The sequence below is a fragment of the Paraburkholderia aromaticivorans genome (assembly GCF_002278075.1).
GTDB classification, from domain to species: domain Bacteria; phylum Pseudomonadota; class Gammaproteobacteria; order Burkholderiales; family Burkholderiaceae; genus Paraburkholderia; species Paraburkholderia aromaticivorans.
This window is the reverse complement of the sequence record NZ_CP022990.1, coordinates 2,606,899-2,623,039: the sequence shown is the minus strand read 5'-3', so window position 1 is coordinate 2,623,039 and position 16,141 is coordinate 2,606,899. Positions and strand designations below refer to the sequence as shown.

Annotated in this window: 15 protein-coding genes; 8 read left to right on the top strand and 7 right to left on the bottom strand. The window is 63.4% G+C overall.

What is annotated here, in order from left to right; genetic code table 11:
* The first annotated feature begins 12 nt into the window (after positions 1 to 12).
* The 5 genes from CJU94_RS31370 (at position 13) to CJU94_RS31350 (ending at position 6,648) form a co-directional block, all read left to right on the top strand.
* Positions 13 to 1,227, top strand: coding sequence for an MFS transporter (locus CJU94_RS31370; protein WP_095422420.1), 1,215 nt, complete (start codon positions 13 to 15; stop codon positions 1,225 to 1,227).
* Positions 1,228 to 1,376: 149 nt separating this feature from the next.
* Positions 1,377 to 2,519, top strand: a complete 1,143-nt coding sequence (locus tag CJU94_RS31365) for an alkene reductase (protein ID WP_095422419.1) — start codon at positions 1,377 to 1,379, stop codon at positions 2,517 to 2,519.
* A 75-nt stretch (positions 2,520 to 2,594) separates the two neighbouring features.
* Entirely contained in the window at positions 2,595 to 3,878 is a 1,284-nt protein-coding gene (locus CJU94_RS31360; RefSeq protein ID WP_095422418.1) for a c-type cytochrome, read from the top strand.
* Positions 3,875 to 4,387 (top strand): (2Fe-2S)-binding protein, encoded by a 513-nt coding sequence (locus tag CJU94_RS31355; RefSeq protein ID WP_095422417.1) that lies wholly within the window; start codon positions 3,875 to 3,877, stop codon positions 4,385 to 4,387. Before CJU94_RS31360 ends, CJU94_RS31355 begins: the two co-directional genes overlap by 4 nt.
* A complete protein-coding gene (locus CJU94_RS31350; protein WP_095422416.1) occupies positions 4,384 to 6,648 on the top strand; it encodes a xanthine dehydrogenase family protein molybdopterin-binding subunit in 2,265 nt (754 codons plus the stop codon). Before CJU94_RS31355 ends, CJU94_RS31350 begins: the two co-directional genes overlap by 4 nt.
* Positions 6,649 to 6,767: 119 nt before the next feature.
* Here the strand turns inward: CJU94_RS31350 and CJU94_RS31345 are convergent, their stop codons facing one another.
* The 3 genes from CJU94_RS31345 to CJU94_RS31335 form a co-directional block, all read right to left on the bottom strand.
* Positions 6,768 to 7,295 (bottom strand): DsbA family protein, encoded by a 528-nt coding sequence (locus tag CJU94_RS31345; RefSeq protein ID WP_095422415.1) that lies wholly within the window; start codon positions 7,293 to 7,295, stop codon positions 6,768 to 6,770.
* Entirely contained in the window at positions 7,292 to 7,804 is a 513-nt protein-coding gene (locus tag CJU94_RS31340) for a redoxin domain-containing protein (protein WP_095422414.1), read from the bottom strand. Before CJU94_RS31340 ends, CJU94_RS31345 begins: the two co-directional genes overlap by 4 nt.
* Before the next feature lie 234 nt (positions 7,805 to 8,038).
* Positions 8,039 to 8,827 carry a COG4705 family protein gene (locus CJU94_RS31335; protein ID WP_095422413.1) on the bottom strand — a complete coding sequence of 263 codons (789 nt, stop codon included), beginning with the start codon at positions 8,825 to 8,827 and terminating at the stop codon, positions 8,039 to 8,041.
* Positions 8,828 to 9,126: 299 nt separating this feature from the next.
* Here CJU94_RS31335 and CJU94_RS31330 point away from each other — a divergent pair, with 299 nt between their 5' ends.
* The 3 genes from CJU94_RS31330 to CJU94_RS31320 all read left to right on the top strand — a co-directional run bounded on the left by CJU94_RS31330 (position 9,127) and on the right by CJU94_RS31320 (position 11,662).
* Positions 9,127 to 9,435, top strand: coding sequence for a DUF4148 domain-containing protein (locus CJU94_RS31330; RefSeq protein ID WP_095422412.1), 309 nt, complete (start codon positions 9,127 to 9,129; stop codon positions 9,433 to 9,435).
* Positions 9,436 to 9,641: 206 nt separating this feature from the next.
* Complete coding sequence (locus CJU94_RS31325; RefSeq protein WP_095422877.1) at positions 9,642 to 10,304, top strand: response regulator; 663 nt, start codon at positions 9,642 to 9,644, stop codon at positions 10,302 to 10,304.
* Positions 10,301 to 11,662, top strand: a complete 1,362-nt coding sequence (locus CJU94_RS31320) for an ATP-binding protein (RefSeq protein ID WP_095422411.1) — start codon at positions 10,301 to 10,303, stop codon at positions 11,660 to 11,662. The genes CJU94_RS31325 and CJU94_RS31320 overlap by 4 nt, the downstream gene beginning before the upstream one ends.
* A gap of 28 nt (positions 11,663 to 11,690) precedes the next feature.
* Here CJU94_RS31320 and CJU94_RS31315 read toward each other — a convergent pair whose 3' ends face one another.
* From CJU94_RS31315 to CJU94_RS42615, 4 genes are all read right to left on the bottom strand, one after another.
* The gene (locus CJU94_RS31315; RefSeq protein ID WP_095422410.1) at positions 11,691 to 12,797 is read right to left on the bottom strand and encodes a trypsin-like serine peptidase; all 1,107 of its coding nucleotides are present in this window, start codon (positions 12,795 to 12,797) and stop codon (positions 11,691 to 11,693) included.
* Between the two features lie 434 nt (positions 12,798 to 13,231).
* Positions 13,232 to 13,510 (bottom strand): hypothetical protein, encoded by a 279-nt coding sequence (locus tag CJU94_RS31310; protein WP_095422876.1) that lies wholly within the window; start codon positions 13,508 to 13,510, stop codon positions 13,232 to 13,234.
* A 218-nt stretch (positions 13,511 to 13,728) separates the two neighbouring features.
* Positions 13,729 to 15,651: a putative bifunctional diguanylate cyclase/phosphodiesterase gene (locus CJU94_RS31305; RefSeq protein WP_095422409.1), complete on the bottom strand. Its 1,923-nt coding sequence runs from the start codon at positions 15,649 to 15,651 to the stop codon at positions 13,729 to 13,731.
* On the bottom strand, positions 15,648 to 16,082 hold the full coding sequence (locus tag CJU94_RS42615) for a YfiR family protein (RefSeq protein WP_425272236.1): 435 nt from the start codon (positions 16,080 to 16,082) through the stop codon (positions 15,648 to 15,650). The genes CJU94_RS31305 and CJU94_RS42615 overlap by 4 nt, the downstream gene beginning before the upstream one ends.
* Between the last annotated feature and the right edge of the window lie 59 nt (positions 16,083 to 16,141).

Below are 16,141 nucleotides of genomic sequence, written 5' to 3'. Positions count from 1 at the left end.
CAAGGAGTCGTCATGTCAACCCAGGCATCCACCGCGACGGGCGCCCGCAGCCCCGTCAAGCTGACACGCGGACTGATCGCGTTGTTCGCGTTCTGCTGCGGCGCTATCGTCGCGAACCTGTACTACGCGCAACCGATCACCGAACTGATCGCACCGGCGATCCACATGTCCGGCGGCACCGCCAGCCTGATCGTCTCGCTCACGCAGATCGGCTATGCATTCGGTCTGTTCTTTCTCGTGCCGCTCGGCGACTTGCTGGAAAACCGCAAGCTGATGATCATCACCGCGCTGGTGTCGATCGCCAGTCTCGCCGCCGCGGCGTTCGCGCAGCAACCGGCCGTGTTCCTCGGCATCTCGCTGCTGGTCGGCTTCAGTTCGGTTGCCGTGCAGATCCTGATTCCGCTCGCCGCGCATCTCGCGCCGGACGAATCGCGCGGCAAGGTGGTCGGCACCATCATGGGCGGCCTGCTGCTCGGCATCCTGTTGTCGCGGCCGATCTCCAGCGTGGTGGCCGGGCACTTCGGCTGGCGCGCGGTGTTCGGCTCCGCCGCCGTGCTGATGGCGATCGTCACCAGCGTGCTCGCCCTGACGATTCCGCGCCGTCAGCCCGATCACCAGGCCACCTACTTCGAACTGATCGGCTCGCTCGGCCAACTGGTCCGCACGATGCCGGTGCTGCGCCACCGTTCGTTTTACCAGGCGCTGATGTTCGCTTCGTTCAGCCTGTTCTGGACCGCGATCCCCGTCGAGCTGACCCGCCAGTTCGGGCTTTCGCAAACCGAGATCGGCATCTTCGCGCTGGTCGGCGCGATCGGCGCGACCTCGGCGCCGGTAGCGGGCCGTCTCGCCGATGCCGGCCACACGGTGCGCGCGACGCTGATCGCGCTGGTGGTGGGCGCGTTCGCCTATGCGCCCGCGTTGATCCATCCGGCGTGGGGCGTGGTCGGCCTCGTCGCGACCGGCATCGTGCTCGATTTCGCCGTGCAGATGAACATGGTGCTGGGGCAACGCGAGATCTACGCGTTGCATGCGCCGAGCCGCAATCGCCTGAACGCGCTGTATATGACGAGCATCTTCGTGGGCGGCGCGTTCGGGTCGGCGCTCGCCAGCCCGCTTTACGAACACGGCGGCTGGCCGCTCGTCGCGGCGGTCGCCACGGCCTTTCCGCTCGTCGCGCTGGCCCATTACCTCGTGATCGGCCGTCCGTACGCCGCCCGTCACGCCTGAGCCACGCGTATCGCGCCATGACTGGATGGCTCGCGGTCCGGTTTAACAACGTTTCAGCGTGGCTTCAGGAAAATTCGCGGGCTTGGCGATACGCTGATCCGCATCGTCATTCACCTGAACGACGCCCGATTGCTCATTAAGGAATCACCATGTCCTCCCTTTCGCCCCTGCTCGACGGCTACGATCTGTCGGGATTGCACTTGCCGAACCGCGTCGCGATGGCGCCCATGACCCGCTCGCGCGCGCCGGTGCGCGGCCGCCCGACCGAGCTGATGGCCGAATACTATGTGCAGCGCGCGTCGGCCGGGTTGATCATCACGGAAGCCACCAATGTCAGTGCGGCCTCGGCGGCGTTCGACCTCACGCCCGGCATCATTACGGCAGAGCAGATCGAAGGTTGGCGCCATATCACGAGCCAGGTGCACGCGGCGGGCGGACGCATCTTCATGCAGTTATGGCATGGCGGACGCGTCAGCTCGTTCGCGCTGCTCGGCGGCGAAGCGCCGCTCTCGCCTTCGGGCGTGAACGACGACCTCGAACAGCTGCAGGTGTGGGCGCAACTGCACAACGGCCAGTACACCAAGATCCACGCCACGCCTTCGCGCGCGATGTCGCCCGAAGAAGTGCGGCTCGCCATCGGCGCCTTCCGGCAGGGCGCGGCCAACGCGATCGCCGCCGGTTTCGACGGCGTCGAAGTGCACGCGGCGAACGGCTACCTGCCGCATCAGTTCCTCTCGTCGACCACCAATACGCGCGACGACCGCTACGGCGGCTCGGTGGCGAACCGTGCCAACTTCCTGCGCGACATTCTCACTGAGATCGGCTCGGTGGTCCCGCTCGACCAGGTCGGCGTGCGCATCTCGCCGTACGCGCACTACAACAACGTGCGCGACGCGGACCCGGACGGCACCTACGACTACGTCGGCAGGATGCTCGACGAGTTCGGCGTCGCCTACGTGCATGCGGCGGATACGAACGGCTGGAGCGGGCAGCCGGACCTGCCGCGCATCATCGAGCGCATGCGCCGCGTGTTCTCCGGCACGCTGATGGTCAACGGCGGGATCTCCGTCGATCATGCCGAGACCTTGATTCGCGAAGGCCAGGCCGACCTGGTGGCGTTCGCTCGCGCGTATATCGCCAATCCCGATCTGGTCGAGCGCATCGCGGCTCGCGCACCGCTCGCAATCGCGAAGCCGACCGGCTGGTACGGCGGCGACGCGGCCGGCTACATCGACTACCCGTTCCACGGCAGCGCCGGCCAGGGCGCGCAAGCAGGCACGGCGCAAGCATGATCCAGGCGCTGCGGCAAACATATGGCGCGCGACGCGCGGCCGGTTCGATTCGCGACTTTGGTGAGGGGTGCGTGAATGACTCGCAAGTCTAGACTGCTGGCGGGAGGCGGCGTGCTCGTCGTGGCCGCGCTCGTCGTCGCCGTCCTGTTGATGTGGAAGCCCGCCATCGCGCCGGTCAGCCCGCCGCCGGCGACCTCGTTCGATGCGCAGACGCGGCTCGCGGGCGCGCGCGTGGTCGCGCTGGGCGACTGCGTCGTGTGCCACACCGCGAAGGGCGGCCAGCCGTTCGCCGGCGGCCTGCCGCTCGCCACGCCGTTCGGCACGATCTACGCGACCAACATCACGCCGGATGCCGAAACGGGCATCGGCAACTGGTCGCTCGAAGCCTTCACGCGCGCGCTCCGTCATGGCGTCGCGCGTGACGGGCATCTGCTGTATCCGGCGTTTCCGTATATTCATTTCACGCGCATGTCCGACACGGACATTTCGGCCGCCTACGCGTATCTGATGACCCGTGAGCCGGTCAACGCGGTCGCGCCCGCCAACGAACTGATTTTCCCGCTCAACTTCCGGCCTTTGCTGGCTTTCTGGAACGTGCTGTTCCTGCATCCCGGCGCGCAGCAGCCGGATGCGTCGAAGGACGCCGTGTGGAACCGCGGCAAGTTGCTGGTGGATGGCCTCGGCCACTGCGCATCGTGTCATTCGCCACTCAATGCGATCGGCGGTGAACAGTCGGGACGTGCATTCGACGGCGGCGTGGTCGACGGTTGGGAAGCGCCCGCGCTCAACGCGCTCGGCGCGGCGCCCAGGCCGTGGACGAAAGATCAGCTCGTGACCTATCTGCGTACGGGCCGCGCCGACGAACACGGCGCGGCAGCCGGCCCAATGCTGCCCGTCACGCGCGATCTCGCCACCGTGCCCGTGGAGGACGTGCAGGCCATCGCCACTTACCTGCTGTCGATCCAGAAACCGCAACCGGCCCCTGCGAACGCCCCTGCCGCTGCCGAGGCCGGGAGTACGCCGGGCGCGCAACGCGGCGCGACGCTGTTCGCCGCCTCCTGCGCGCAGTGCCACGGACCCGCCGCGCCGATGCAGTCGATCGGCGAGCGCCCCACGCTCGCGTTCAGCACCGCCGTCAATGCCGCGACGCCACGCAACGCGATTCAGATGATGCTGAGCGGCAACGGCTGGCACGGCGAAGACAGCGAGAACTATATGCCCGCCTTCGGCCAGATCTACAACGACCAGCAGATCGCCGATCTTGCTGCCTACCTTCGCGCGACCTATTCGCAGCGGGGCCCATGGCAGGACGTCGAGGCGATGGCGGCCAAGCTCAGAAAGGAGAACCACGCGCGATGATCAATCTGACTGTGAATGGCGTGCAGCACGCGCTCGATATCGATCCTTCCACGCCCCTGCTTTATGCGCTGCGTAACGACTTGCAACTGCATGGCGCGAAGTTCGGCTGCGGCCTCGGACAATGCGGCGCCTGCACCGTGATCGTGGAGGGCGAAGCGGTGTTCTCGTGCCTGGTTCCGGTTTCGTCGATCGGCAAGCGGCCCGTGCGCACGATCGAAAGTCTCGGCACGATCGAGCACCCCGGCCCGCTGCAAAAGGCGTTCATCGATCATCAGGCGGCGCAGTGCGGCTATTGCATCGCCGGCATGATCATGCGCGCGCAGGCGCTGCTCGATCGCAATCCGCGGCCCACCGAGCGCGAGCTGCTCGACCATATGGAGCCGAACCTCTGCCGTTGCGGCACGCACACCCGCATTCTCGCCGCGATCCGCGAGGTCGCGCATCTGCCGGCCGGCGATGCCGCAGCAACGAGGCCCCAGGGCGCAGCGAGTCACGGAGGCGCGCAATGAGCATCAAGGACGAAGAAATCAACGAAGGACGCCGCCGCTTCATGCTCTCCGGCGCGCTCGTCGTAAGCTTCAGCATGGTTCCGGGTGTGAGCGCGATGGCTCAGGAAGTGATCGCGGACGAAGGCGCCGCCGTGCACATCGGCAAGGAAACCCAGACGCTCGCCGGCAGCCTGAAGACCAATCCGTACCTGGATTCGTGGATCAAAATCGATCGGACGGGCAAGGTCACCGTATACACCGGCAAGGTGGAACTGGGCACCGGCGTACGCACCGCGCTCTTGCAGATCGCCGCGGAAGAGCTCGACATGGCGCCCTCGCTGATCACGTTCCTCACCGCCGACACTGGCGCATCACCCGACGAAGGGCTCACGGCGGGCAGCCACACGATCGCCGACAGCGGCAGCGCGCTGCTGAACGCCTCGGCTCAGGTGCGGGGGCTGCTGGTCGATGCCGCCGCACGGCACTTCGGCGTCGCCAGCACCGTGCTGAGCGTGCGCAATGCGGTGATCAAGGCGCCGGATGGCCGAAGCATGACCTATGGCGAAGCGGTTGGCCTCGTCGACCTGCATCGCATGGCCTCGCCCGTCTCGCCACTGAAGAATCCCGCGACGTTCGACATGATCGGCACCTCGTTGCCGCGCGTCGACATTCCTCGCAAGGTGACTGGCGGCGTGAGTTACGTCCAGGACATGACGATGCCGGGCATGGTGCACGCCCGCGTGGTCATGCCGCCCGTCTACGAGGCGCGGCTCCTGCAGACGGACACACCCGCGATTCTGAAGATGCCGGGCGTCCTCACGGTGATCCGCAACGGCAGCATGCTCGCCGTGGTCGCCAAAGGCGAATGGCAGGCGGTGCAGGCGCAACGCGCGCTCGCCGCGGCAAGCCGGTGGACGGCCGGACGCGCGCTGCCAGATCCCGCCACCGTGCATCGCGATCTGAAGGCGATCGCCACCGAACACATCGAGATCGCCAACACGCACACAGCCACCGGCGCGGCCGTCAAAACGCTTCACGCGACATACACCAAGCGCTACATGATGCACGGCTCGATCGGGCCGTCCTGCTCGGTCGCGCTGTTCAAGGACGGCGACCTGACCGTCTGGACCCATTCGCAAGGGGTCTATCCGCTGCGTGACGGGCTCGCCGAGATGCTCGCCATGCCGAAAGACAAGGTCCGCTGCATTCATGTCGAAGGCTCGGGCTGCTACGGCCACAACGGCGCGGACGACGTGGCCGCGCACGCCGCGTTGATCGCGCGCGAAATGGACGGTCAGCCGGTGCGCGTGCAATGGATGCGCGAACAGGAACATACCTGGGATCACTACACACCCGCGATGGTGACCGAAGTCGGCGCTTCACTCGATTCGGGCGGCAGCATCGTCGATTGGAACTACGCGCTGTGGAGCAGTTCGCACAACGAGCGGATCGTCAATGCCGGCCGGCTCATACCGGCGCAGATGCTGGAGCAGCCTTTCGCGCCGGCGCCCTCGGTGCCGATGGTGCAGCCCGAAGGCGGCGGCGATCGCAACGCGATCCCGCTTTACGCATTGCCGAACCTGCACGTGATGAACAACTTCTCGCCGACCATGCCGCTGCATACGTCGGCCATGCGTTCGCTGGGCGCGCACATGAACGTGTTCACGATCGAGACCTTCATGGACGAATTGGCCGCCGCGGCCGGCAGCGACCCCGTCGCGTTTCGGCTGAAGCACATGCAGGACCCGCGCGCGCGCGACGTAATCAAGCTCGCCGCCGCGAAATTCGGCTGGCCGCGTACGCCCCGCAAGCGCAATCACGGCGTAGGCTTTGCGTTCGCCAAGTACAAGAACCTGATGGCCTATGTCGCGATCGCCGTCGAGGTGTCCGTCGTGCCCGAAACCGGCCAGGTGGTGCTCGAGCACGCTGAAGTTGCGGTGGACTCCGGACAGATCGTCAATCCCGACGGCATCCGCAATCAGATCGAGGGCGGCGTGATTCAGTCGGCAAGCTGGACGCTGTATGAGCAGTTGCAGTTCGATACGAAGCGCATCCGCAGCTTCGACTGGAGCAGCTATCCGATTCTGCGCTTCTCCGCGGTGCCGCGCAGCGTCAATGTGCATTTGATCGACCGGCCCGGCGCGCCGTTCCTCGGCGCGGCGGAGGCGTCGATGGGGCCGACCGCGGGCGCGGTCGGCAATGCGCTGTTCGATGCGACCGGCAAGCGCCTGCGCGATCTGCCTCTTGCCGGCGAAAGCCTGCGCAAGCTGATCGACGTTTAGCGGTCCGGGAGATTCGTCATCCGCATCGCGCAACGCGTGCGGATGAGCTTCGTTCGCCAGGCTTCGCGTAAAAAAGGGCGGCAAGGTTGACCTTGCCGCCCTTTCCTCAATCCGCCAACTCACGCGTGACGGGCAGCCGCACGCAGCGCTTCGAGCAAAGTTTCAGCGTCTCGGTCGCCGTCATAACGCTGGCCGTTGATGAACAACGTGGGCGTGCCGTTCACGCCGCTGCGCAGGCCGCTGTCGAAATCATGCTGGATACGCTCGTCGTAGGCGCCTTCGAACGCCGTGTCCAGATCAGAGGCGTGCAGACCGAGTTGCGCCGCATAGCGAGTTAATTCCGTGTCGCTGAGTGCCGTCTGGTTTTCGTACAGGACGTCATGCGCTTCCCAGAACTTGCCTTTCGTAGCCGCGGCTTCCGAAAACTGCGCGGCGTGCAGCGCGTGGGCGTGCATATCCGTCAACGGGAAGTGCCGGAAGACGAAACGGAGTTGCGCGCCCATGGCTTGCTGCACCGCCTTGACCACACCGTACATCGCCCCGCAATAGGGACATTCGAAATCGCCGTACTCGACCAGCGTGACGGGCGCGTCGACGGCCCCCTGGGTGTGGTCCAGGGATCCGACCGGCGGTGAAAGATGGCTCATGGCGTGTCCTGTTTCGTGGCAGTGTGCAGTTGCTCGAGTGCGCCGAGTATTCCGTCGACGCCGGGGTTCACCGTAATGGGAGAGACATAGGCCCACCGGACAATGCCGTCTCCATCGAGTACGAACAACGCGCGCTCGCACACGCCTTCCTTCGCGCGGTACACGCCATAGCTGCGCGCGACTTCGCCCTTCGGCTCGAAGTCCGCGAGCAGCGGAAAATGAAGCTTGCGTTCGGTCGCATACGCCGTATGCGACCACGCACTATCGACGGAAATGGCGATCAGTTGCGCCCCCAAACGGTGGATCGCAGCGAGCGCGGCATTGAACAGGCCAAGTTCGTCGCCGCAAACGGGGCTCCAGTCGGCCGGATAGAACGCAATGACCACCGGCGCGCCGCGTAGCTCGGATAGTGAGATCTTCTGGTCGGGCGTGGCCTGCAACGTGAAATCCGGCGCCTGCATGCCGGCTTCGAGAATCGGAATCGCGGATGGGGACAGCGGGTCAGTCATGTCGGTAACTCTCCACTCGAAGCGTTGCGGACCGCCGCTTCGCTGCGGCTCGATGTATTCAGCAGAATAGGCCGGAACGGATCGGTGCAACAGCTATGCGTTGGGATCGGTGGATCACGAGAAGGGAGGAGCGGATAACACGTTTGTATGGCGGAGTGTCGAGTATAGGGCCTTCTATCCGGGTGGCCGGCGTTCGCAATGCGCTCCCTGCCGGCCTTTCACACGGGCGCATGGTCACGCAGCCGGCTCGCTCCGGATGGAGCGCTGCGGAATCAGCACGATACACGCCACAATAAACGCGAGCAGCAGAGCGGACGCATACAGACGACTCACGTGCAGTCCGCCCTGCGCCACCGGCTTATCGAGGAAGTCCCCCAACGTCGCGCCGAGTGGCCGGGTCAAAATAAACGCTGCCCAGAAGAGCGCCGTGCGCGAGACACGCGTCCAGAAATAAAGCGCGGCGACGACGATCAGGCCGGCTCCGAAGAGCATCGCGCCGTATTCGTAGCCAATACCGAGCCCGCCGCGGTCTTCACCCGCTACCCAGTCGCCGAGCGCCGTGCCGAGCGTTTGCGAAAACAGGATCGTGATCCAGTAAAACCATTCGGCCTTGGCGGTAACGATGCTCTCGACCGAGACCGTGCCCTCCGACCGATACCAGATGGCCAGACTGCCGATCAACAAGGCAACGACAACGGTGGTGCCGCCGGGATAACCGACTCCCAGCGACCGATCCGCGAAGTCCGCCAGTGTCGTGCCCAACGTGGTGGTGGCGACAATCGTCGCCCAATACAGGAAGCGATGGAACTCCGCTGCCTTGACCTGTGCGGAAACGAGGCCAATGAACAACACGAGGAAGATCGCCGAGCCGACCAGGTAGCCGAGATTCAGCGACATCGATACCCAATCGCCGCCGGTTTCACCCAGCGTCGTCGCGGCCACCTTGATCACCCAGAATCCGATCGTCACTTCGGGAACCTTGCTGACAGCCTGGCTGGCAAAGCTCACAGTGCTTCCTTTCATATCACACTCCTTTTCATTGAAGGCTGCTCATGCGTTCGCGCCCGACGAATATGGACCGGCAAAGGTTAACACTCGCTTAACCAGGCCGATCGAGCGACTTAACACACGAATGTCATGCCGAACGCCCGCGCAGAATCTGAAGCCGTCATCACGGAAGCCGGATAAGCGTCACCTAAGGTAGAACACGTACTCTGACAATGACGTCTCAAGACACCGCGACGTGGAGGTCCAGATCTGCGCGCAAGACTCGAGGCGTGAAGCTCTGGCTTGTCCATTCAGACTCCGAAGGAAAATTCACCATGAAACGCTTCCTCTCCATCAGCATGCTTGCCATTGCCGCCACAGTGCCTGTCGCGGCCGTCGCACAGACGACGAACGGTCCGCTCACACGCACCGAGGTGCAGGCGCAGACAGTTCAAGCCGAGCAAAACCACACCCTGCATCAATCCAAGATCGGCTATCCGGGTACTCAGCAAAACGCAAGCCTGAACGAATCGGCCAGTGCGACGGGTTATGGCCCGCAATCGGGCGGATCGTCAGAATCGCGCATGCCGGCCGGCCATGTTCCGTCATCCGGCACGGCAGCCGGGCTTTTCACCCACCACTAGGCCGCGCATGCACAGTGTGCCGACCGGCGCCTCGCCTGTTCCCGTGCCGCTTTCTCCTGGCCCGCAATGCGGCGGCGTGCACGGCGCCCCAACGCGTCTTCTGACACAGAACCGGATAATATTGACCGAACGCTTAACATTCGCTTAAGGAAACGTTAATTCCGGATGCGCGACAATGTCGGATGGTGACAACGCAAGGGGGGCCGATGCGTCTGCTTCTGGTGGAAGACGATGAAATGATTGCGGAAACCGTGCTCGAATCGATGGGGCGCGAGGGATATGCAATCGACTGGGCGCAAGACGGCCGGGCGGCCGAGTTGTCGCTTGGCAATGGCGTGTACGACCTTGTCCTGCTGGACCTCGGCCTGCCAAAGAAAGACGGTATCGACCTGCTCAATAGCTACCGCAAACAGGGAGGCCAGGCGCCCGTCATCATTCTGACGGCACGCGACTCCGTGACCGAGCGCATTCGCGGACTCGACGCAGGCGCCGACGACTACCTGATCAAGCCCTTCGATCTCGATGAGCTGGCAGCAAGAGCACGGGCATTGCTGCGGCGGCGCACCGGCCAGAAACAGCCCGTCTATTCGCATGGCGAACTGACGCTCGATCCAGCCGCGCATGAAGTGAGCAAAGGCGGTGTGCCGGTGCCGCTCGTGCCGCGCGAGTTCGCGCTGCTGCAGGCGCTGATCGAAGAGCCCTCGCGCGTGTTCACCCGGTCTGAACTCGAAGACAAGCTGTATGGTTGGGGCGAAGAAGTCGGCAGCAACACGATCGAAGTGCACGTGCACAGCCTGCGGCGCAAGATCGGCGCGGAGCAGATCGTGACGGTGCGCGGCGTCGGCTATCGTCTGAAGAGGCGTGAATGACGTCGATCCGCCGCTGGCTGCTCGGCTGGCTGATCTGCGGCCTCGCCGCCGCCTCCGCTATTGCCGCGTTCGGCATTTTTCATACGGCCCGCGAGGAGGCAAATGAACTGTTCGACTATGAACTGCGGACCGTCGCCCTGTCGTTGCCGTCGAATCTCGAAACCGCGGAAACAGTCGACCGGCAAGGTGCGGAGTTCGAAGGTATTTCCGACGACCGGATTCTGATCGAGATATGGGACAAAGGCGGCGCGCTCGTTTACCACTCGCGGCACACGCCGGTCCTCGCGCGTCTGCCGGCGGGTATTCGCACCATCGAACGGGGCGAGGGTCACTGGCGCGTGCTGGGCTTGCAACAGTCGGATCGTTTCGTGCAGGTGGCGCAACCGGTCTCTGTACGAGAAGCACTGGCGCTGCATCTCGCGCTCCATACGTTATGGCCGCTGGGTGTGCTAATGCCTGTCACCATCGTACTCGTGCTGCTCGTCGTTGCGAGAGGCCTCGCGCCGATTGGCGGATTATCGCGTTCGCTCGCCACGCGTTCGCTCGATTCTCTCGAACCATTGCGTATCGACGGCAATGTGCCTGTCGAAATCCGGCCGCTCGTCGATGCATTGAACGACCTCCTGCAGCGTCTGAACGCCGCCTCACAGGCGCAACGCACATTCATTGCGGATGCCGCCCACGAGCTTCGCTCGCCGCTTGCCGCGCTGAAACTGCAGTTGCAGGCAGCGTCGAACAACGGCACGCTGAAAGACGATGGCCGAACCATCGAGCGCATCGACACGCGGCTCAATCGCATCATCCGGCTCGTTCAACAACTTCTGACTCTTGCGAGAGAAGATGCGCAGCCTGCAAACGAAGGCATAACGGTCAGCTTGAGGAGAATCGGCGAGCAGGCAGTCAGCGATTTTTCCCTGTTGGCGGAAGAGCGGCAAATCGACCTGGGCCTGGAGTTCCGGCCTCCGGTGACGCAAAACGATACATGCGACGTGCTGGCGGATCCCCATGGGGTAAGCGTGCTGCTGAATAATCTGATCGACAATGCGATCCGCTACACACCGCGAGGAGGCAAGGTCGACGTCGTGCTCACCCTCACCGCGGATCGCCTCGGCTTCGACGTGGTGGACAACGGGCCCGGCATTCCCGAGCACGACATGGAGCGTGTGCTCGACCGCTTCTACCGCGGTGAGCACACGAGGGGAACAGGCAGCGGATTGGGACTCGCCATTGCGGCCCGTATCGCTCAGCGACAAGGACTGACGCTCTCATTGTCAAACAACGCCGGTGCAACGGGTTTAACGGTGTCGGTGAGCGGATTTGTCAGAGTGGCGAAGCACGTCGCCGCAAGCAATGGCTGACTCCGGCGCGCGTTGCCCGGTTATCGCATTACAACGGCCAATTCGCTCGCGCCCAGTCGACCAGGTTGACCAGGTTGTCTCCCCCGCTCACCGAATTGTCCGCGTCGCCATTAAAACTCACTTCGCTCGATACGACTCCGCACGCGCGAACCTGGCTTCCATTGTCGAACCATGCGAAGAACGGGCCACCGGAGTTACCGTGATTCAGGCTCGCCTCCGTTTCCAACGTCTGTCCGTCGTCGTCTTCGTAGTCGTCTTCGAACGATTGCCAGCTTTGCACCGCAGGTCGCTCCCCGCCCGCGACATCGAATGGGTAGCCCACGTTCTCCCATACGTTCAGCCCGCGCCATCCGTCGTCGAAACTTGTCGTGCCGATATAGCCTAACCGGTTGCCCAAAGGCTCGTACAACCGCAAAACCGCGTAGTCATGCGACAGGTTGAAATCCGTGTCGTCGGTTCCATAGTGGCGGGCGTCGCTGACGTAAGATGACCCGAACGGCTCGGTACCGTCAAAATAGTACGGCGTGAATTTCATCCACCAGTTGCCGGTTCCGATGCTGTTCCAGGGCATGACGTGGCGAGCGGTCAGAACGAGGCGGTCACCGATCAGCACACCGGAACCGGATGTGCCGTCGCTCGTGACAATCTTGCCCGTCAGTAGCCACGGCCAGCTCGTATCGAATAGAACCTGGCGCGCGTCGCCAGGAAATACCGTGAGCGGTTTGACCTTGCGCCCTTTTCCGTCTCGCATCTGCGGCTGCGGCCGGCGAATCCCGGTCTTTGGAATGAAGCGAACGTCCATCCATTCCGGCCTGAAGGACGGGTGGCCGGAAATCTGTCCCATCGTATCGGTCCACTCATGCCGCTGGACCGTGCAGCCCATGGGCAGTCCGGGAGACGATCCGGCGCTCATCTCGACGCCGATCTTCCATAGGCTCTGGCCATCGGCACGCACATCGACTCGCTCGCTTTTCACTTTCGGCGCCAGCTCCACGCCGGCGGGAACCGTGACGTAGGTAGTGGACCAGATGGATTTCGCGGTCACACGAAGGTTTTCTTTGGTTGCCTTGAGAGGACTGAGGACTTCCAGCTCCTGACGGGTCAACGGCCGCGGACGGTTCGCATGATAGGGCATCTCGACTCTCCTGAAGTAGTTGAGGGGCTCAAGCAAACAGACAATTGCGCATCGCTTCCATGGCACGTCAGAAACGCGGCGTGACAAGGCGCCTTCCACTAAAATCCAGCCGCCTCTGTTTCAGAAAACGGCCAGGAAAGTCTTCTCTGTATCTAGAACGAACCGTACGCCTGCGTTTTAAGTACGGAAAGCGAGTCCGGGAAGGCCGGTTCTGTTGGGTCCTGCTGCTAGCCGCGCCTCCACTGGCACACCTTTCCGAAGGCGTGGACCCGCGCGCAAATTCACGGCGAACAAAAAAGTACGGCGGCAGGCCCGTGCGAAAACGTGCGGTGCCTGCCGCCGACAATGGAAGACAATAAGCGCGCGAATCTACGCGTTCTTCATACCCGCCTGCGCTTCTGGCGGTGCATCGACGCGCGGCGGCGTTGAGCCGCTCAGCATTCGCCCTTCTTTGCGTGTCCAGGCGGACAGTGGCCGTCCTTATGTCCATGGTGATGATGGTGTTCCTCCCATTCGTCGCGATCCCAATAGCGATGGCCGTCCCAGTAGCGGTCCCCGTGCCATCCAGGCGACACGACGACTACCGGGGCCGGTGCGACAACGACAGGTGGCGCGCCGATGTTGATCCCTATGCCAACATCCGTCGCATGCGCCAATCCCGAGGCGGCGATGCCGATACTCACAAAGGCTGCGCCAACGAAGAAACTTTTCATGTCACCCCCCATTTCGCGACGCTAGCGCCGCGTATCAGCCACGTAGTTCGTGGCCACTGTTCAAGATCGCCCGCACCGCGATTCGGCACGTTGCCGCGGTCAACGGCAACGTGTACCGAATCGTTTTGGCGAACCGGCGAATCCCATCCTTGTCCATCAGGCAAACTGGCGGTGCTTCCGGATCACGCCGGAAAGTCACAACGGGAACTTACAGGTTTCTATGACACGGGTCCAGCCGGTTCAGTGCGCTCGGAGGCGAGGACATGCTCGCGCTCTTCGTTCAAGGCGTCCATTAATGCGGCAAACGTCATTGGCCGCCCCGTCAGATAACCCTGAATGTAGTCGCACCCGCTATCGCAGAGCCAGGCCAGCTGCGCCGGGTATTCGACCCCCTCGGCAACGACAGTGAGGCCGAAGCTATGCGCCATCGAAATGATGGCGGTCACGATGGGCTGCCCCGAGTGCGGCAGCGCCTTGACAAAGCTGCGATCGATTTTCAGTTGATTGAGCGGAAACGACTGCAAGTACGATAGAGAGGAATAGCCCGTGCCAAAGTCGTCGATCGACAGGCGCACACCTCGCGCGCGCAGCGTTCGCATGACCTCCACCGCCGCCGTCAGATTCGCCATCAACAGACTCTCGGTCAACTCGAGTTCGAGCAACTCCGGCCGCAAGCCGCTCTCCTCGAGTGTCGCAAGCACATCGGCCCCGAAACTGTGATGCCGGAGCTGGCGCGCCGAGACATTCACAGAGACGCTGACAGGTGCCGATGCATCGCGGTTCCAACGCACGGCATCGCGGCATGCGCGGTTCAGGATCCATTGCCCGAGTGAAAGAATCAGTTCGCTACTTTCCGCGATCGGCACGAATTCGGCGGGAGAAACATCCCCCTGCACAGGATGATTCCACCGCGCCAGCGCTTCCACGCCGACTAACTGCCCGGTCCGGCAGTCGAATTGAGGTTGATAGGCGATGTCCAGTCGATCGCGCTCGATCGCTTCGCGCAGGTCGCGCTCCAGCAACGCGCGCCGCTGCGCCTCTGCCGTCATTTTCGGCCGGAACTCGAACGCAAGATTTTTTCCGCCACTCTTGGCCGCATACAGGGCGATGTCCGCGCTGCTCACGAGCGACGCGATATCGCCGGCATCGTCCGGAAACCTGGAAAAGCCCACGCTGACGGTGACGGGCACCATCGTTCCCTCGAGTTCGAACGATCGCCCAAGGCTGCGGACAATTTTCTCCGCGGTCCCCCGGCTCTGACTCCGGTCGGTGTCCGAGGTGGCCAGCACCGCGAATTCGTCGCCGCCGATGCGGCTGACGATGTCTCGTTGCCGAACCGTACCTCGCAGGGTGTGCGCGACCGCGCGCAGCAGTTCGTCCCCGGCCCCGTGCCCGAGCGTATCGTTGACCGTTTTGAAATCGTCGAGATCGATCAGGACGAGCGTCACCTGCGGTAAAACGCCAGCAGACGGACGCAGGCAGTGGGCGAGTTCGTCGTAGAAGGCCCGACGATTCGGCAGATCGGTCAGCGGGTCGGTCAGCGCGTAATACTCGAGTCGCCGCTCCGCCTCGATGACGCGCGCTTTCGTACGCGACATGACGAGCGACGCGATCCACAAGGCACACGCCGACGCTAGAAACAGAAAGCAGGCATAGCGCGTGAACTCCGACTTCATTCCCCCCGTCGTCGCAACCAGGACCACTGTGCCGACCCGCGCGCCACCCTGGACCACGGGCACCGCGACAATCACGTCCTTGAAAGAAAGGCGCACGTGTTCTTGCGCGGCTGCCTCCGTGCCTTCGTTCTGTTCCTTCTCCGATAGGCCTGGCTGAGCGTAGCGCGCAAAGCGGCGGCCCTTGGCGTCGAACACCGCGACACTTTCGACGTAGGGCAAACTGCCGAGATGCGTCAACACCTCGCTCGCCACCTCGGCGTCATTGAAGAGCAGTGGCGCTGACATGTTCTCCGCGACCATTGCAGCCTCGAGCCCGGCGTTGTCCGCGAGCGCAGCCCGCAGCGACACCGCTTCATAGACAAGCAGGACGACACTCGAAATCACCAGCGCGACGGCCACTCCAATGACGTTGACCCGTCCTAAAGCACGGGTCAAACTCGGCTTGTTGCGTTCGATCACGCTCATAGGACCGTCCTTGCCAGTTGAAGCAGCTTCGAGCTGAGCGAAAGGTGTCGCCGCGCTGCCTCGCGGTTGTTGATATCGAAACGCAAATGGTTTCCTTCGGTGTACAGCCGGATCACGGTGCCCTGTGCATCCAGCGCTGAAGTGGTAATGACGAGCACGGACCGGTCCGAACCGAGCATTTCTCTTGTCTGCCTGGACACCGGCTTGCCCTCTTCGAGAAAAATTACGTTGCATCCTGACGGATCGTCGCCGCGGCTCAGCGAGGCGGAAGTCCAGGTGCGTCCGCTTACGGTCTTTCCATTGAGACCGGCGAGCGCAGCGCCCGGAGCGCTATCACCGTTGGCGCAGACAACCAGCTTCGAATCGGAGAGCCCCCCTGGCGGCCAGGTGGTGAACTGGATGAAGTTGTAAATGTAGGCGGCACTCAGCATCGCTTCGTCAACTTGCGCGTTCGACGGCCCGGCAATGATCGCGAGGCATACGGAGCCCA